This window comes from Flavivirga aquatica, from assembly GCF_001747085.1.
GTDB lineage: Bacteria > Bacteroidota > Bacteroidia > Flavobacteriales > Flavobacteriaceae > Algibacter_C > Algibacter_C aquatica.
The window spans coordinates 592,383-610,467 of record NZ_MDJD01000034.1 but is presented as its reverse complement, the minus strand read 5'-3'; the positions used below and the strand labels follow the sequence as shown (position 1 = coordinate 610,467).

Here is an 18,085-nt window from a genome sequence, read left to right as displayed (position 1 = left end):
TTCACTTTTAAAGAGGGTTGTTAGTTTTAATTATTCTACCAGGATTACCAACAACAGTTGAGTAATCAGGAATGTCTTTTATAACAATTGTGCCAGCTCCAATTGTACACCATTTTCCAATTTTGACTTTTGGAATTACAACGGCTCCAACCCCTACATGACTACCTTCTCCAACCTCAACATGCCCACACAAAGCAGCTTTAGGAGAGATGTGAGCAAAGTCTCCTATAATATTATCATGGTCGACACTTGCTCCTGTATTAATAATGACATGTTTTCCTATAGTTGTATTTGGTTGTATTATTGCGCCTGCAAAAACAACAGTACCTTCTCCAACTTTTGATGTTGGTGATATAATAGCTGAAGCGTGAATGGCTTTTTCGTATTTGCAATTAAGAAATTGGGCAATTTCTGCACGATGCGCATTTGTACCCACAGCAATTATCACAGGATCCCCTGCATGAGGGAAGCTAGTTAAGTCTTTTCTAGCCCCTGTTGTTACATTTTTAGATGCATAATGGCTACCTTCGGGTTTATCATCAAAGGTGTCACTAATGGCATATCCATTTTGTTTAAGAACTTCTTTGATAACTTGCGAGTGACCGCCAGCTCCATAAATTCTAATATTTTTATTATTTTCTTTAGTTTTTTCCATTTTTATTTAAGAAAAAATTCGTAATATTTTATTGTTTCCTTTTTACTTCCTTTTAAGATAAGTATTTTTCATTAGAAGACCTGTTTTTAATTTTATTTATAGGTACACCTAATGCTTTTTTATAATCTTCTATGTCTTTTATAACTAAAGCTCCGGCACCTATGAGTGTGTGTCTTCCTATATTAATATTTTGGATGACAGACGCTCCTAAAGAAATAGCTGTACAAAAACCAATTTTAACATTTCCACCTATGGTAACTCCAGAGGCTAAGCTCGAAAAGTCATCCATTTTTGAGTCATGACCTAGCGACGAATTAGAATTTATAATACAAAATTCACCAATTTTTGAGTTGGCATTAATTATAGCTCCAGGCATGATAACGGTTCCATTGGGAATAGATATGTCATCTGCAAGTATTGCACTAGGGTGCACTATTGCAGGGAAAAATAAATTAGGGTTTTTTATTTGTATACTTTCTTTCAATTGTTTTCTTGTCCAGTTATCTCCAATACCAATTACAGCACCGATAATGTTATGTTTTTCTGTTAAGTTAGGAATATCTTTTTCATTTCCTATAATTTCATATCCATAAACTTGTTGACCAATAGTTTTGAATGAATCTATTAGTCCAACTATATTATATTTATCATTTTTTTTAATAATATCTATAATCATTTTTGAATGCCCTGAAGCACCAATAATTAATATATTTTTCATTTTAATTGAGGGATGTATCTAATTACTTAGATGTTTTTTTAACATTATTTTGCCTTAATACATTAAGTAGCGTTTCAACATTGGTATTATCAATAGCTACGTCTTTTGAAGCAATTACTTTGTATACTGTTTTTAATAAAATATTAAAATCCATTTTAAAGGATAAGTTATCAACGTAATCAGCATCAAATTTTAATTTAGTATCCCAATCTATATGATTTCTTCCGTTAACCTGAGCTAGTCCTGTTATGCCAGGTTTAACAGTGTGTCTTTTTTTTTCGTTTGTAGTATAGTAGGGTAGGTATTGGGGTAGTAATGGTCTTGGACCAATTAGTGACATATCTCCTTTTAATATGTTGAATAACTGTGGTAATTCATCTATAGAGGTTTTCCTAACAAATTTCCCCACAGGAGTTAAACGGAAAGTATCGGGAAGTAATTTTCCTTCTGCGTCAACTTTATCGTTCATTGTTTTAAACTTTATGATGCTAAAAAGCGCTTCATTTTTGCCCGGTCTTACTTGAAAAAAGAATGGCTTACCATTATTTGCAAAATATAGCAATATGGTAGTTATTATTATTATTGGTGATAATATTACAATTGCTGTTAGAGCAATGGTATAATCAAATAAAGGTTTTAAAGTAGATTTATACATTTTAGGGGGTTATTTTTAAATTCAAGATATACTAGATGTAATGGCTTTTACCAAGTCACCAACATTATCCATGTTCATTAGGTCTAATAATTTGAATTTTATATTGAATTCTTTTTCAATTTCTTCAATTATTATCATATGAGTTAGCGATCCCCAGCCATCAACATCATTTGTTGTGGTTGTTTCTGTTAAGTTAAAGTTATTGTGCTCTAAAACTTTAGCAAATATGGGGGTGATTTTTTCAAAAATTTCTTCTTTTTTCATTAAATTTATTTAAAATAGGTTCTTAATTTTTTTCTATCAATTTTTCCATTATTGTTATATGGGAATTCTTTTATAAATTTTATGTGAGCAGGAACCATATAGTCTGGCATTTTTGCTTTCATATGGTTCACTATATTATTTGTATTAAAAGCTTCGGATTCAATTGCTAAAGCTAGTTCTGCATTACCCAGATCATTAAAGATGTCTATAGCAACCATATTGATTTTTTCATGACATTTAGCTTTTGCATGAAATTCTACTTCAGATAATTCTATTCTAAATCCTCTTATTTTTACTTGAAAATCAATTCTTCCCAAGTACATATAATTGTTTTCGGAGTCTTTAAAACATAAATCTCCTGTTTTATAATAGCGTATAGTTTTACCATTTTCGGTTTTAGTAAAAAAAGACTCTTTATTTTTTTTTTCATTTTTCCAATATCCCGGAGTTAGTTGTCCGCTTGCTAGAACTAATTCTCCAGATTCACCTATAGGAATTTCTTGATTGCTTTTGTCAACTATAGTATAAAGAACATTGTTTAATGGTTGACCTATAGTAATAACTCCATTATGAGTTTTATTTAAGCTGCTATTTTTATTTAATTTATAATAACTACTATAAATCGTGTTTTCTGTTGGGCCATAGTAATTAAATGTTTTACTGTTAGGTATACATTTGCTCCAATCTTCTATAATATCATTATATAACGCACCGCCACCAAAGCTACAGTATCGTACTTCTGGAGCATGAATTTCATTAAAATAGGGTCTTAAATAATGTATTATCGATGGTACTAAGGATAATACTGTTAAATTATGGGTTTTTATGAGTTTATATATGTAAAAATACTTGATTGATTCTCTTGGAACAGTATATATGCAAGCGCCTTCAAGTAAAGGGAAAATATATGATACTACAGAAAAATCAAATGTAAGCTCAAACATTTGTAGGCACTTATCTGATGAATTAAGTTTAAATTCGTTATCGTAATTGATGCCTTCTATAAATTCATTTAAATTGTTATAGGTTATTGGAACACCTTTTGGAGCACCTGTAGAGCCTGATGTAAATAAAATATATGCCAAATCTTTATCAGACACTTTTTTAGGTTTAAGATTTATGGCTGTTATTTCAGGTTCAGATGGTTTTAAAAGTATAAAATTTGGAAAATCTGTTTTTTTTGATGAATCAAAAACATAGCTAGTACCTAGTGAGTTTAGTATGTCTACATTTCGATCGATAGGGTGGTCTGGATTAATAGGTACATAGGCTTTTCCTTCTAGCCAAAAAGCGACAATAGCAGCATATGTATCTATGTCATCATTAGTGATTAGTCCTATTAATTTTACAGAGTTATTTACTGTACCAGTAATAGTATGTCTGATTTTAGATATCCTAATAGCAAAATCTTTATAAGTAAAAAAAGTATTATCTATATAAAAGGCATTATTTTTTAAATGCTTTTCAATGGATTTATGTAAATTACCTATATATTTCATTTTACTTTTATAAATTAGTAGAAATGTCCGTCTCTATTCAACATTGTAACATTATTGTTGTCCAGTTTAGTATCATTGTGAGCTAAGCCTTTTTTTAATACTTTATGCGTGAATATAGTAAAGTAGCGCTTATTTATAGTGTCTGATAGTCTGGTATCGTCTGTGAAAATAAAATTTCTTTTAGATTTAATTAAATTCTCAATTAATGCGTCGATACATAAATCGTAATGATTGTCATCTTTTACTAAAAAATACTTTACATTAAATTCATTATAATTTATTACGTAAGATAAGAAACCTATAATTTTATCATCCAATAATATTTTTACATTGTGAATTTTAATATTGTCACTTGATCCCGTTTGTAAATTACTGTAAGCCTTTTTATTAGCTAATGGTATTTGTAAATACTGGCTATTGTTAATTTGCCAATTCACGTATTCTTTAGTTTTATATATCAAATCATTTTTACATAAAGGTTCAATGAAATTCCAGGTTTCGTTGTCTAAATGATTTATGAAATCATATTTAATTTCGCTAGTTTTTTTATTTAGTTTGTATTTGTTTATGAAGCGTATTGTTTTGCTAATTATAGCATCAATACCATCTATTATAAATTTAACAGGTTTTAAAAAATTAAATTTACCAATTAGCATTGATGAGTCTAGGCTAAAAAATAGAGTGTGTCTTAATCTTGATGTTATAACGGTAAATGGCTGTTTTTGATAAAATTCTTCAACATTTTCTGTATATCCTTTAATAAGAACTTGTTTGTTGGCTAGTTTTATAGCGTGGTTATAGATGTAAGTGCCTAATATAGAGTCTTTGTACTTGTCTGTAACCCACCAATCGATCATCCAGTATGCTTTACTACCTTTGCCATCTTTAGTGTTAATTAAATCTGGTAACATGTAAATGAAAGCAATCATTTGTTTGTTTTCGTAGGCTATAACGCCGCAATAGTCATCTTCAAGGATTCTTTCGTTAGAAATTAACCATGAAGCTTTACTTTTTGGCATTGGAGCTAAATCTTTTTTCCATAAAGTATTTGCTTCAACCATGCCACGAAGCATGTTTTTTGATAAACCAATTATTTCTAAATCCTCACTCATTTAAATATATAATAGGGCAGTTTTTTGACTAAATAAAATGAATATTATAGTTATTTATACACTGATTTAGATCAAATATATAACTATATGCAAAACTTTTAGTTTTGAATTTCAAATTTCCGTTCTATCTTATCGTTTTATCGGTAAGGTGCTTATTTTATTGTGATACGGAATAGTTATTTACTGTTGCTTTTCTTTTTCCAGATGTTAGTAAAGGAATTTCCTTTACATAATCTATTTGTATAATTGCATCACTACCTAAATAGCCTGTAAACTCAGATAAAACCTCTTTTTCTTGATTAAACTCTTTTGTTGTATTAAGTTTTATAGTGTATTCTTTTTGTTTTTCTTGAATTAATTGCCCTTGTATTACGCCTTTATAATCTACAATATTTGTTATTATAAAAGATGAAACAATATCGCCTTTTGTGTTAAAAATAACGTCTGTTTTTCTACCTTCAACATGTTTTAAAATAGGAGGGGTTACCGAATAATCTATCATGCCTATATCTCCTGTGTCGTATCTTAAAAAAGGATTGGCGTAGTTGTATAAATCTGTAACTATAATTCTGCCAGGTTCTCCAAGTTCAGCAGGGGTGTCATCGTTTAAATCAAATATTTCAACGTAATAACTCGCCCAGTTTATAATGTAGTAATCTTGGTTTATTGCTTGTTGAGCTATAATACCATTTTCCATATTTGAATACCTAGATACTAGAGGCGCTTTAAAATATTTGCTCATAGATTCCTTGGTGTATTTATTAACACCTTCAGACATCGTAATAATTGATTTTATATTGCAATTTATGGGTTTGGCATTTGTTTTGTCTAAGTATTTACATACTAATTCGTAAGCAGAAGGATAACCTAGCCAGCCTTTTCTAGAAGCATCATTTTTAATGCTGTCTATTATTTGTTTGATATATTTATCATTAATATCTACAACTTCAAATTCATCAATATTTTGTAAAAATTTAGTGACTGAAGATTTTTTAAGATGTTTATCCCAGTTTCTTAAGTATAGGAGTTTGTATCCTATTCTAAATCCAGCTAGTTTACCAAAATATATTGAGTCGGCTGTATTTCTTTTTATTTTATTAGGGTTTTGATCTATTTCTAAAGCAATACTAGTAGATCCACTGGTTGATACTGTTCTTAATTGTTCTTTATTAAAAGCGTTAGATTGAAATGCTTCACGACTATTTCTAATTGTATTTTTATTTACAATGGGTAGGTCTTCAAATTTTTTATATTCCTTATAAAAAGGAGTTGTTTCTCTTGCGTGATTTACTATTTTTTCTAATTTATTTTTTCTTAAATCTTCAGATTTCTTATTAGAGAAGTTTTCTAAAATAAAAGATATATCGTTTGTATGTTTTTTTATGGGACTATTTTTTATAAAATCTAAAAACCAGTAGCTGTTGTTTCTTAAGTTTTCAAGTGTATAAGTGAGTAATTTCATGTTATTTATTTGTTTCAAGTAAAAGTTCTTGGATTATTGGGTGCTTACAGTATCCTCCATAAGCTACATCTGTCATATGAAGTGATGGACCTTCATTTCCTTCAATAATTACAGGACCATTTTTAGTAATAGCTATATCCCATCCAATAATTCTATTTGGTAAATTTTTAGATGCTTGTTTTGCTAAAAGACATGCTTCTTCGAAAAAAGGTATTTTATAATCTTCTAGAATTACATTCGAGTCTGGGTGTTTAGTATGGACACGTCCTCCCTTGGTTACATCTTGTCTTAGTTTCCCTTGTAATTTGCCACTATCTGCATTAATAGATATTGAATAGCCTCCACCAGAAGTATTGTCTACATGACTATTTCCAGAGCCAAAGCGTATTAAAGCAGATAGTACATGTGCTTCTAGTTTTTTATCAATATAAGTATCAATTCTTAGCGTGTTTATTGAGTTAGAATATATTTTATTAATGTCTGGGTGTTGTATTACTAGTTCTTGATGTATGTAGCTTGTTTTTAGCATTGAATTGCCATATGTTTTTATTTGATCTATTAGCTTACTTTCATCTAATAAAATATAACCATGACCACCGTAGCCTTCTAAGAGCTTAAGAAATAGTTTGTCGTTATTAGTTTTTTTAAATATTTTTTCAAAAAAAAGAACGATATCCTCTTTTGTAAAAATGGTAGTAATTTCATTATTGAAGAAGAAATTATTTCTTAAGTTATAGCTTATTACAGTAGGAGTGGGTAGATTGTTGTTTTCTGAATAGTGAGCAAAACTTAATTTGTTATTTAAAATAGAAGCTATTTCGGGAAGACGTATTTCTGGATGACTAATAATTTTGTAGTATTGATTTAAGCTTAGGTAGTTTTTGTAATCAAGAACATCTGTTCTGTATAAAAATTTTCTAAAATAATCTGAAGGAATCTCTTTTTTTATCCAAGCAAAATGGAGTAATTCTATTAATATTTTTAAATAATTTTTTTTGTCTGGATCATTAAAAAAAACTTTAATGTATTTTATTCTTGAGAGCATGAATATTTATTTTAGACTGTAAAGTTAAAAATAAATAAGTGTTTAATTACGTCTTAGTAGTTATTTTAAACATTCATACTCAGATAGTAATGCATCCCATACTCTTTTTCTTTCAAATTTTTTAACAATATTCTCTCTAGATTTTATACCCATTTTAGCTGCTTCTTCTTGATTGGCTATAATGTAATTCATAGCTCGGTATATAGCGTTATCATCTTTTACGGGTATAATAATACCGTGTTCTTTATCTTTAATTATTTCATTACACCCGTTAATATTAGTAACTATGCTTGGAAGTTCCATGGCTCCAGATTGCATAACAACATTAGGGAATCCTTCACGATAACTAGGGAAAACAAGGGTATTAGCGATAGCAAAATAAGGTCTAACATCGTCTACCCATCCTGTAGAAATAATATTTTTGTTGTTTTGAATTATTTCCATAGATTTAGGTAGGAGTGGATCTAATTCATTTTCGTATGTACCTACAAGTAATAGCTTTGTTTTTTTGTGCTGTTTATTTATTTTATCGTAAGCAATAAGTAATTCGTTTATGCCTTTATCTGAAACTAACCTTCCTGTGTATACAAATACAAAATCGTCTTTAGTAATGTTTAAACTTGTTCTAAATTCTAATTTTTTAGTATTGTCATCAAAGATTGCAGGATTAAAATAGGAGGTGTCTATACCGTTTGAACTACCGTTGGCTATAACTTTTAGCTTGTCTTTATTTGTAAATTTATGCTCAAGTATAATATCTACTAAACCATAAGAGTTTGGATATATTTTTGTAGCACATTTATAAGTTGTTTTTTCTACTATATTAAGGATAACTCGTTTAAAACCTGTAGCTTCAACTAGAGGGAGACCAGCTATGGTGTGTAGTCGATGTGGTACACCTGCAAGTTTTGATGCTAGCATAGATAAGGTTCCTGCTTTAGGGGTGTGTGAATGTACAATAAAAGGTTTTTCTTTTCTAAATAATTTATAAAGTTGCCATACTGCAATAAGGTCTTTTATTGGAGTTATTTTTCTAGTCATTTCTATAGGAGTAGTTGGTACACTTTCGTATTTTGATACTCTTGCAAGTGCATTATCTTTTCCTTTTGATGATACCGCTAGGATATCAAAATAGTTTGACATAAACTTTAATTGGCCTTGTAATAAACCGCTAAGTGATAGAGGGACTGTTGTAATTCTGATAATTTTCTTTTTCATAAAACAAAGGGTTGGATTAGCCAATTAATAAATAAGATGGCAAATATATAAAAGTAATTAGTTTTCATTGGATTTTCTCTTTCTATTACTAGGTTTTGGGATGAACGGTTTATTTTATTTTTTTGTGATTTAAAATAGTAGTGTTATTGTGGGAGTGATAGTTTTTGATAGTTATTTATTCCTTTAATTATGAAAGAGTTGTCTTTTTTGTATAGTGTTATAGTATTATAATGGCTTGAAGTTAGGTATAAGAAATCATTAATATGTCTTTTAAGGATATTATAATTTTTAGAGGTATGGTTAACTTCTTTATAGTTATTTATATTTATTTCTTCAATAGTGTTTATTTTAGAGCAGATAACTAAATTTTGTTTCAATGTTTTTTTTGTTAAATACCGGTTTATTCTTGGTGGTATTTCATTTATTTTTTTTGCTTTTAAATACTCTTTCAACTGTATTTTAATAAGTGTTAGTTTTAGTTTGGTAGACATGGTTTTATAAACGATGTAATGATTATATCTATAAATATTATTACTCCATCTTCGTTTATAATCCATGCCTCCAACACCCATTTCAAAAAGTATGTAGTTATTATTGGCACACCATTCTACTTGTTTGTAAATTTCTACATGACCTAAGCCAAATTTTGAATAATCAATATCGTAAGAAGATATAAAACTAAATAATACTTTGTCAAAATGGTAGTTTAAAGAAATTTCAATAGGTTTATCTTCATTGTATATTACGAAAAAAGAGGCGTTTTGGTTTATAATTTCTAAATATGTGTTTTCAAGAAGGTAATCCCATTCATATAAATTTTTGTGAGCTTCATTACGTTCTTTAAATCTGCGAACTATCATGTTACGAAGCGATTCCATAATAAATCTATATTGAGCTTTAGATATTTCTCCATAAAACATTTTATATTTTATATTAAAGCATGTTTCTAAACGTTTTTTGTATCTAAGTAAAATGTTTCTTTTTTTGGAGTTGAATTGGCGCTGGATATAATCTTCAATAGAGTCTGAGTGATTTAATAAAATAGAATATCCCCAATTAAATTGAGGTATTATTTTTCTTTTAAAAGAGGTATCTCTAAGCTTTAGTTTAAAATATTCTGGAACTAATTTATGGGAGTAAGTGCTGTTTGTCTTAGAGTTATGATTGTTATTGTAAACTTTTAAATTAAAGTATTCAATGCTTTTGTATAGTTGCTGGATATCGGCATTTCTAAATAATATTGGGAATATTGGTATTTTGTTTTTTATGCTCATTTAAAGAAATGCTTAAATTATGACTAGTCTATAATTGTTATTTTTTGATGGGTTTTGGCACCTTTAAAATAGTAAGTTTGTTTATGTTTAAAATCATTATAAATTGTAACGTTTTTAATTTGTTCTTGGTTTTTATGTAAAAAATAATTTAAGGACCTAATTAAGAAAGCATATTTATTTTTATTTAAGTTAATTTGAATTTGTTTATTAAAATTAGGTATTTCTGAAATAATATTGTCTATTTTAATGTTGTTTTGTAATGATATGTTGTTTTTTGAGCTAGTTAACCTGTATTTATACTTTAGGTATTTACTGTACCATAAATGTAAATTATATTTTTTAAGTAATTGAATTATTGCATAGCGTATTTTTAGTTTTAAAAATTGTAAATTAGCTTTAAAAGAATTAGATAATTTGCTAGGATTGTATATGATGTTTGCATTATACGTATAGCTTTCGTTTACGTATTTCCTTTTGTGAAAAAAATCACCTCTACTCATGTCGAATAATTTAAATTCATTTTTATAAGCCCATTCTAGATGGTTTACCATATTTATATGACCTAGGTTAAACATTTGGTAATCGATATTATAGCAGCTATTCCAGTGAAAAACGGTATCTTGGTCTGTGAAATTTAAACTTATGTTTATGGGTTTATCATTGTCGTAAATGGTAAATATGCTAGCTTTCTTTTCTAATATCAACTTGTACATCATATTTTCGTATAGTTTTAGAAAAGGTAATTCGAAATTTGATTCCTCTTTTTGAGTAAAACGACGTTTAGTCATTATTACCAGCTCTTTAAAAAGAAATGTGTATTCTTCTTTTGTAATATCGCCATAAAATATTTTATAAATAGGAGATATACATAGGTCTAATCGTTTTCTGTAGCGTTTTAATTGTGATTTTCTTGCTTTCCCTAATTTGTTGTTAAGATAGTCTTCAAGGTTGTTGTATGCTGTTAGGTTTATTAAGTATCCAGAGTAAAGAGGTGTAGTGAGCGATTTTAAATATGTATAGTCTTTACTGAATTCAATTGAGTAATAACTAGGTATATCAATTATGGTATATATATGAGGTGGATTGTATTTTGAATTAGAGTTGCAATTATAACTAACATTTTTGGAGAGCAAATTGGTTATTTTTTTATAAAAAGGAGGGAAGGCTTTGTCTTTAAAGAAAAGATCTAAGAAAAAGCTTTTATTTATTTGCTTTTTAGTTAGTTTCATTTTTTTTTTTTTTTTATACAGGTGTTATTTTTAATTTATTACTGTTAATAAATGTATTTTATTTTTTGATTGAATTTGAAATTTCTGTGTCGAATCTGTGAATTTGTTAACTGTTATGTTATTTATGGATTCATTATTTAAAAACAGAAAATCGTAAACGGGCTTTCTAAGAAACTGATATTCATTATTTTGCTCAATATTTATTTTAGTGATTTTGTTTGAATTTTTTGTGTTTGAATTTGATAAAATAAATGTTTTATCTTTTTTTTGGTAAAGATTGTTTTTGCTAAAAAAGCCTTTTTTGAATTTTCTATATATTATATCTATGTATTTATTTTTAAGTAGATTATAAGTCTTGTATTTAAGTGTATATTTAATATATGTGAGTTTCCCGATTATGAATATTTTAATGCTATTGGAGTTGTAAATAATATGATTGCTGTAGTAATATGATTTAGTTGCCCACTTTTTTTTGTAATAATCATATCCCTTTAAAAGGTCATAACTTTTAATGTTATTTTGGATGCTCCATTCTATATTTTTTAGCATATCAAGACTTCCTATGTGAAATTTTGAATAATCAATATCATAACCACTAAGAATATAGAAATTGAGTTTGTCTTTCAGCATATTTATTCTAATACTTATAGGTTTATTTCCATCATATATTACAAATAAATTAGCCTTCTTGTTTAGTATTTGCTCGTATACGATGTTATTAAACTCATTTAAATACTGTAATTCATAGTTGATTTCTCCTTTTTCGTTAAATCTTCGTTCTAATAAATCTTTTAAAACAATAAATAATCTATCGTATTCTTGTTTTTCAATATTTCCGTAGTATGATACATATTTTATATTGAAGCATGTTTCTAATCTGTTTTTATAGCGTCTTAAATTCGATCTACTTTTTGTGCTGAAATTATGATTTAAATAGTCTGAAATACTTTGATAATTATGAAGCTCTATTAAATGCCCTTTTAAGGTTTTTATTTTATTAATAAAGGTTTTATTGAGGTGTTTTTCTATTGTTATGTTTAGATAGTTAGGGATGTCTTTTACTATAAGAACATGGTTTTTTAAATTTAGAATTGAATCTGTTTTAGTATTATAAAATAGATTAGTATTATTTGTAATCGCTTTATAAATAAGAGGTAAGCTATTATTAGATAAAAGTGCTTTTAAAAAAGTTATGTGCTTAATGTGTCTCAAAATTATTGAAAATGTATTTGTTGTGTTAAGTTTTTACCCTTTATAAGATATGTGTCTAATGAATCATTAATACTGAATATCTCAACCGTATTTATAGATTCTTGGCTTGTATATAGAAAATTATAAAGAGGCCTTTTTAAATAACTTAACGATTTGTTGTTTGAATCGATTTTAGTTAGTTTAGGGTAAGATTCAATTTTTACATTATTAGTGATAACTATGCTTTTTAAGTGTTCTTTAGTTTTTTTTGATTCGCTATTTTTATGTCTATATTTTAGGATTTTATGATATAAAATATTTATGTTGAATTTTTTTAAAAATCTTACTAAGTCATAAAATGCTAATGTTTTGTAGATTATAATTTTGGCCGACAAAAAAGTTAATAAAGAACTCGAGTTGTATAGGACATGTTTTTGGAAGTCATATTGAGAATCAATTAGTTTTGTTTTGTATGGGTAATTCCCTTTTAATAAGTCAAAAATCTGAATACCATTATTGTAACACCAATGGATTTGTTGTATAAAATCTGTAAAACCAATATAGAATTTTGAGTAATCGATATCATAAGACCTTATATAGCCATAAATAGTTTTGTTTCTAATAAGGTTTAAACAAATACTAATAGGTTTATCGTTGTTGTAAATAACAAATAAAACAGCTTCTTTGTTATTTATTAAAGAGTATGCTATTTCATGGTAAATTTCCCAACGAGATAAATCGTAGTTTTTTGCTTCTTTTTCTAAAAAGCGTTTTTTTATCATTATGTGAAATTCTTCAAAGAGATAGTCGTATTTATCTTTGGTAATAGAGCCATAATAGCTTATATATTCAATATTGAAACAGGTTTCTAGCCTCCTTTTATAGGTTTTAAATTTAGATCTTCTATTAGGGCTAAATTTATTTTTAAGATAATCGTCTGCGTTTTTATAGTTTTTTAAAAGGATTAAAGAGCCTTTGTATGTGTTTATGCTTTTTAGTTTCCAGTTTTTGTTTGTAATAACTCCTTTTAAGTAACTAGGGAAATCGTAAATGCAGTATAAGTATCTATTATTTTCTATGTCAATATGTTTAGTGTCTTTATAAAATACAGAACCAGAAATACTGTTTATTATACTATTATAAATAGGTAGAGCTTCTTTTTTTTCTAAAGAAGCGCTTAAAACATCTAGATTATCTGGTTTAATTTTTTTTAACATCAAGTTATTGTTTTATTATCTGTTTTTTATAGGAGTATATGAGTTTGTCAAGCATAAATAATCTTCCTATAATATTTCGATCTCTTAAAAACTGAATAAACTTTAATTCTTGTATTATAATGTTTGAATATATACTTGATATTATGGATTTTTTATTATAGAAAACATGATATATGTAGTCGTATTCATGGTTGGACCACTTTTGTTTATAATATGTTTTTCCCATGGATAGATCAAATATTGCTACACTATTTTCTGTTAGCCACTCTAAATGGTATAGCATACTAATGTCTCCCATGTTGTATTTTGAATAATTTACATCGTAAGTTTGAATATGACTAAAAACAGTGTCGTTTAAATGAAAATTTAAAGTAAAAGTTATGGGTTTTAAGTTATCATAAATAACATGTAAAGAGGCTTTTTTGTCTAAAATTTTCTGAAAAGTTGATGTTTTTAAATCACTCCAATTAGTTAGATACCTGTTGTGTGTTTTTTTTTCATCAAACCTGTTATTTAGTAATGTATAAAAAACTTTAAAAAGTGTATTGTAGTGCTCTTTATTGATGGTTCCAAAATAAAAATTGGAAGAAATTTTATGATTTCTAAAAAGCTTGTTCTTTTTTGAATTTAGATTTTTTTTATTTCGACTGCTTAAGTTTTTAATTATATAGTCGTCTGCATTATTGTATCCAGATAGGTTTAATAGGTAGCCTTTGTATTGTTTAACTTTTTTGAAATGTTTGTGATTTACATTGAGGTTTAGGTATCCAGGTATGTCTCGAGATATAAATATTTGATTTAATTTTTTTTGAGACGTTTTTTTTGAAATAATAAGTTTATTACGTGATATGGTATTTGAAATATTTGGAGTATAAAAAGGACTTATTTGGTGCTCCAAGTATAAATCAAAAACAAACAAATAAGAATTAAAGAGTTTGTTAAATATCATCAGGTGACTTATTTATTTTAATTAATCAAAAATTCAATTGTTTAGTAATTGTATTTTCTTTTTGTTTCTTAGAAACAATAATTTGTGAGCATAATTTATTAAATCGTTTTTTCTTAGAAAGAGTTTTAGTGAATAAAATAGCTTGTATATTAATGCGATGTAGCAAGCTAAAAATGATTTTTTGTCATAATAAATATGATATTCAAACCAATAAGGCTCATTAGCCCATCTCTTTTTATATTCATAATAACCTTTAGAGAAATCTAAAGCTTCAAATTTATTTTCTAGACACCATTCAATTTGTTTCATAACACCTACAATGCCAGGTCTGTATTTTGAGTAATCAATATCAAAAACTCGAATAACATCATACATTACTGTATCAGAAAAATTGGTAAGTGTAATGGCAATAGGCTTTGTGTTGTCATAAGTTACGAAAAGTGCTGCTTTTTTATTTCTAATCATTGGTAAGGTGACTTCTGTGAAAAACGCCCATTCTTTAGGATTCAAGTTGTTGTTGTTTGTTTTTTTGTTAAAAAAACGTTTTTTTAATAAAATTTCAAAAGTGTTAAAGATAGAATTATATTCTTCAGAGCTTATAGTACCGTAGTATACTTTATGCGTAATATTAAGTGCATCTTTTATTTTTCTTAAATACCCCTTAAATTTAGATCTGCTTTTTTTACTAATAACTTTTAATAAGTAATCGTTTAGGCTATTGTAGTTTTTTAAATTACATTTAAATCCATGATATTGAGTGATTTTATGAACACCTAGGTTGTTTAAAAAGGTGTCTGTTGGAGTGTAATCTGGAACATCGTAAACGATAAAAACACGACCTTTGTAATCTGGAGCGATATTTTTTGATAAAATATAGTTAACGCCCTTGGTGTTATTTTTTCCTATATTATAATAAAGTGGTAAAAACTTATTTTTTACGAATGGTAATTCTGGAATAAAACTAAAAAAAGTACATTTTTTACTATGGTTAAAATGCTTTAACCATACAGATTTAAAGGTTTTAGATAAAAATGGGTTACGTTTCATTACTTAAAATCGTTATTAAGATAAGATTTAATACTCTTGCTTAAAAGTTTTGTTAGTTTTTTTGCACTTTCAGATTCTAAATGAGAACCATCGTAAGTTTTAAAACCTACTTCATTTGAGTAATTAAAATAAGGAACTTCGTGTTTTTTAGCTATACTATCTATTTGGCTGTTAAAGTTTTTCCATAAATTATTCTCCATTGCAATAAAATCTGAATCCGCTGGAATTCTAATTATTACAACTGTTCCTTTGTTTTTTAAAAATTTGATAGTATTTAAAAAGCTATTAAGGCGATATTTTGAGTCAACTTCTGTTTCTAGTTTCTTGTTATAACCATCTAGTGTTTGTTTTTTCCATTGTTTAATATCAGCTTCATTTATAATATGTTTTCCTTTTTTTATTTTTATTTCATTCCATCCATTTGTATGACATAAAGCATGTTTCCATGTATTAGTAGGTAGGAAAGAGTTATATAAAGGACTTTCATAGCATTTCATTATATAATTATAATTTGGGTTAGAGGAAAAGTTGTCCACTTTACCAATCCGCATTTTTTTATCCATATTTAATACCATTTCTACGTCTTTAGTAAAAGCAGTAAAGCTTGCTGGAGATACCGATAAGATGAATAGTCCATTGTTAATAATGTTGCTAGATTTTTTTTTAATAGCATTAAAGTAAACTTCCCCATAAGGAGATTGAAAACCGTCAAAAGCAAAATTTATTACAGGCTTGTTAAAGTTGTGTTCTTTTAATTCATTTTCTAAAATAGTAGGAGAAATTCCTTGTTGTGCTCTAGAGGCTCCTATTATTAAACTACCAGCTTCTTGTGTAAACTTATTGTAATATTCATCTACATAACCTTTTGATAGCTTATGAATAAGTATGAAATATGTAGTTGCTAATAGTAAACAGAAAACAGAAAATTTAATTAAAAACCTCATTTTAAACACTTTAAAATTGAAAATAAATAAAAGTATTTTGCCTATTTATAGCAAATAAAACGATGATTAGTATGTATGCTAAATACATGCTATATCTTATATGGTTAGGGCGTTGTGTTACGATTTCATATACTTTGTTGTTACCCTTATAGTAATGAATTATCTGAACAATTAAAATTAAAATTATGCAAAGAAAAAGTTCAAAATAATTACCTAAAATATCAATATGTAAACTACCAAAGGAGAACATGTTTTTAATATATAAAAAGGCTTGAGATAGGGATGGAGAACGGAAAAAAATTAAAGTGAATGTTAGGTAATTAATAACTGTAAACCAGCCAAGTATACGTATTGTTCTTTTAGGAATTCTCATCATTTTAAAAATTCTTTTTCTAATAGGAATTGTCGCAATTTCTATAATAAGTATCAAAGCATTTAATAGACTCCAGACTATAAAAGTCCAATTTGCACCATGCCAAAGACCATTTATAAAAAAAACAATAATTACAGCTGTTAGTCTATTTGTTTTTTGATCTCTTACTAGTGGTCTGTATAAAAAGTCTCTAAGCCATTGCATAAAGGAAATATGCCAGCGTTTCCAAAATTGAGAAAAAGAAGTTGAAAATATAGGTTTGTTAAAATTTTGAATTAAATCATAACCCATAGTTTTTGCAGCCCCAATAGCTATAGATGTATAAGCAGAAAAATCGTAGTAAATTTGAAACGAAAAGAAAAAACCACCTAAAATTAGTGATATATTATGAGGTGATTCAGGATTGTTAAAAGCCTGATCTACATATATACCTAATCTATCTGCAACAATAACTTTTAGGAAAAAGCCCCAAGCCATAAGTATTAAACCTTTTTTTATATTAGGTATGTTAATTTGAACTTTTTGTTTTAATTGAGGGATAAGTCTTGAGGCGCGCTCAATAGGACCAGCAACTAGTTGAGGGAAGAATGCAATATATAAAGCGAATTTTCCTAAATGCTTTTCAGGTTTAATACTGCCTCTATAAACTTCAATAGAGTAGCTCATTGTTTGAAAAGTGTAAAAGCTAATACCTATTGGTAATAATATGTTATTAAAGTTATAAGAGTTAGCTGTTTCTTCTAGTGACATTTCTGCACCAAAGAAACCTATGAGAGCATCAAGACTGGATGTAAAAAAAAGGAAGTATTTAAAAAGAAAAAGAATTCCAACATTAGTTATTATACTAAATGTTAAAAATATCTTTTTAATTTTAGCATTGTTTGTTTTAAACATCTTTATACCACAATAATAATCGACCAAGGTAGAGATACATAGTAAAATTATAAGTTCAGGTTGATGAGCCATGTAAAAAAAATAACTTCCAAGTAAAAGCCATAGCCATCTATACTTATGGGGTATAACATAAAATCCAATGATCATAATTGGAAAAAAGAGAAGGAATTCGAATGAGTTAAATAGCATAAATAGTTTAAAAAATCATTGGCACATAAACAAACATAAATCAATTTGGTTATATTTTTTTAAAAATAAGCCAAAATGAAAATAAAATGGTTTAACATCTTTTCCTTGTTATGTTAACGAATACTTATGCATATCATCGTTAATAACTTT

General features: G+C 27.4%; 17 protein-coding genes. All 17 read right to left on the bottom strand.

From position 1 onward, the window contains the following. Positions 1-7: 7 nt before the first annotated feature. Positions 8-655 (bottom strand): acetyltransferase, encoded by a 648-nt coding sequence (locus A8C32_RS08775; protein WP_083253297.1) that lies wholly within the window; start codon positions 653-655, stop codon positions 8-10. Positions 656-707: 52 nt separating this feature from the next. Next, complete coding sequence (locus A8C32_RS08770) at positions 708-1,373, bottom strand: acetyltransferase (RefSeq protein WP_069830053.1); 666 nt, start codon at positions 1,371-1,373, stop codon at positions 708-710. 22 nt (positions 1,374-1,395) lie between these two features. Continuing rightward, positions 1,396-2,028, bottom strand: a complete 633-nt coding sequence (locus A8C32_RS08765; RefSeq protein ID WP_069830052.1) for a sugar transferase — start codon at positions 2,026-2,028, stop codon at positions 1,396-1,398. 21 nt (positions 2,029-2,049) lie between these two features. Further along, complete coding sequence (locus tag A8C32_RS08760) at positions 2,050-2,292, bottom strand: acyl carrier protein (protein ID WP_069830051.1); 243 nt, start codon at positions 2,290-2,292, stop codon at positions 2,050-2,052. Between the two features lie 5 nt (positions 2,293-2,297). Next, positions 2,298-3,791: an AMP-binding protein gene (locus A8C32_RS08755; RefSeq protein WP_069830050.1), complete on the bottom strand. Its 1,494-nt coding sequence runs from the start codon at positions 3,789-3,791 to the stop codon at positions 2,298-2,300. A gap of 14 nt (positions 3,792-3,805) precedes the next feature. Further along, entirely contained in the window at positions 3,806-4,903 is a 1,098-nt protein-coding gene (locus tag A8C32_RS08750; RefSeq protein ID WP_069830049.1) for a hypothetical protein, read from the bottom strand. Positions 4,904-5,060: 157 nt separating this feature from the next. After that, positions 5,061-6,365, bottom strand: a complete 1,305-nt coding sequence (locus tag A8C32_RS08745; protein ID WP_069830048.1) for an acyl-CoA synthetase family protein — start codon at positions 6,363-6,365, stop codon at positions 5,061-5,063. 1 nt (position 6,366) lies between these two features. Then, positions 6,367-7,410, bottom strand: a complete 1,044-nt coding sequence (locus A8C32_RS08740) for a sugar-transfer associated ATP-grasp domain-containing protein (RefSeq protein ID WP_069830047.1) — start codon at positions 7,408-7,410, stop codon at positions 6,367-6,369. A gap of 60 nt (positions 7,411-7,470) precedes the next feature. Next, positions 7,471-8,628 (bottom strand): glycosyltransferase family 4 protein, encoded by a 1,158-nt coding sequence (locus A8C32_RS08735; protein WP_069830046.1) that lies wholly within the window; start codon positions 8,626-8,628, stop codon positions 7,471-7,473. Positions 8,629-8,771: 143 nt separating this feature from the next. Then, positions 8,772-9,902 carry a GNAT family N-acetyltransferase gene (locus tag A8C32_RS08730; protein WP_069830045.1) on the bottom strand — a complete coding sequence of 377 codons (1,131 nt, stop codon included), beginning with the start codon at positions 9,900-9,902 and terminating at the stop codon, positions 8,772-8,774. 23 nt (positions 9,903-9,925) lie between these two features. After that, positions 9,926-11,131: a GNAT family N-acetyltransferase gene (locus A8C32_RS08725; protein ID WP_069830044.1), complete on the bottom strand. Its 1,206-nt coding sequence runs from the start codon at positions 11,129-11,131 to the stop codon at positions 9,926-9,928. Between the two features lie 30 nt (positions 11,132-11,161). Then, positions 11,162-12,343, bottom strand: coding sequence for a GNAT family N-acetyltransferase (locus A8C32_RS08720; protein ID WP_069830043.1), 1,182 nt, complete (start codon positions 12,341-12,343; stop codon positions 11,162-11,164). Positions 12,344-12,345: 2 nt separating this feature from the next. Then, positions 12,346-13,539 carry a GNAT family N-acetyltransferase gene (locus A8C32_RS08715; protein WP_069830042.1) on the bottom strand — a complete coding sequence of 398 codons (1,194 nt, stop codon included), beginning with the start codon at positions 13,537-13,539 and terminating at the stop codon, positions 12,346-12,348. A 4-nt stretch (positions 13,540-13,543) separates the two neighbouring features. Next, positions 13,544-14,488: a GNAT family N-acetyltransferase gene (locus A8C32_RS08710; RefSeq protein WP_069830041.1), complete on the bottom strand. Its 945-nt coding sequence runs from the start codon at positions 14,486-14,488 to the stop codon at positions 13,544-13,546. 33 nt (positions 14,489-14,521) lie between these two features. Continuing rightward, positions 14,522-15,535, bottom strand: a complete 1,014-nt coding sequence (locus tag A8C32_RS08705; RefSeq protein WP_069830040.1) for a GNAT family N-acetyltransferase — start codon at positions 15,533-15,535, stop codon at positions 14,522-14,524. Continuing rightward, the gene (locus A8C32_RS08700) at positions 15,535-16,479 is read right to left on the bottom strand and encodes a hypothetical protein (RefSeq protein ID WP_069830039.1); all 945 of its coding nucleotides are present in this window, start codon (positions 16,477-16,479) and stop codon (positions 15,535-15,537) included. Before A8C32_RS08700 ends, A8C32_RS08705 begins: the two co-directional genes overlap by 1 nt. A gap of 10 nt (positions 16,480-16,489) precedes the next feature. After that, a complete protein-coding gene (locus A8C32_RS08695; RefSeq protein ID WP_240491716.1) occupies positions 16,490-17,746 on the bottom strand; it encodes an MBOAT family O-acyltransferase in 1,257 nt (418 codons plus the stop codon). Positions 17,747-18,085 lie beyond the last annotated feature (339 nt).

Coding starts and splice junctions, on each gene's coding strand:
- A8C32_RS08770 (WP_069830053.1), bottom strand. CDS start 1,373: ATGAAAAATATATTAATTATTGGTGCTTCAGGGCATTCAAAAATGATT.
- A8C32_RS08730 (WP_069830045.1), bottom strand. CDS start 9,902: ATGAGCATAAAAAACAAAATACCAATATTCCCAATATTATTTAGAAAT.
- A8C32_RS08760 (WP_069830051.1), bottom strand. CDS start 2,292: ATGAAAAAAGAAGAAATTTTTGAAAAAATCACCCCCATATTTGCTAAA.
- A8C32_RS08755 (WP_069830050.1), bottom strand. CDS start 3,791: ATGAAATATATAGGTAATTTACATAAATCCATTGAAAAGCATTTAAAA.
- A8C32_RS08775 (WP_083253297.1), bottom strand. CDS start 655: ATGGAAAAAACTAAAGAAAATAATAAAAATATTAGAATTTATGGAGCT.
- A8C32_RS08725 (WP_069830044.1), bottom strand. CDS start 11,131: ATGAAACTAACTAAAAAGCAAATAAATAAAAGCTTTTTCTTAGATCTT.
- A8C32_RS08705 (WP_069830040.1), bottom strand. CDS start 15,535: ATGAAACGTAACCCATTTTTATCTAAAACCTTTAAATCTGTATGGTTA.
- A8C32_RS08710 (WP_069830041.1), bottom strand. CDS start 14,488: ATGATATTTAACAAACTCTTTAATTCTTATTTGTTTGTTTTTGATTTA.
- A8C32_RS08740 (WP_069830047.1), bottom strand. CDS start 7,410: ATGCTCTCAAGAATAAAATACATTAAAGTTTTTTTTAATGATCCAGAC.
- A8C32_RS08735 (WP_069830046.1), bottom strand. CDS start 8,628: ATGAAAAAGAAAATTATCAGAATTACAACAGTCCCTCTATCACTTAGC.
- A8C32_RS08695 (WP_240491716.1), bottom strand. CDS start 17,746: ATGTTTAAAACAAACAATGCTAAAATTAAAAAGATATTTTTAACATTT.
- A8C32_RS08750 (WP_069830049.1), bottom strand. CDS start 4,903: ATGAGTGAGGATTTAGAAATAATTGGTTTATCAAAAAACATGCTTCGT.
- A8C32_RS08715 (WP_069830042.1), bottom strand. CDS start 13,539: ATGTTAAAAAAAATTAAACCAGATAATCTAGATGTTTTAAGCGCTTCT.
- A8C32_RS08745 (WP_069830048.1), bottom strand. CDS start 6,365: ATGAAATTACTCACTTATACACTTGAAAACTTAAGAAACAACAGCTAC.
- A8C32_RS08765 (WP_069830052.1), bottom strand. CDS start 2,028: ATGTATAAATCTACTTTAAAACCTTTATTTGATTATACCATTGCTCTA.
- A8C32_RS08700 (WP_069830039.1), bottom strand. CDS start 16,479: ATGAGGTTTTTAATTAAATTTTCTGTTTTCTGTTTACTATTAGCAACT.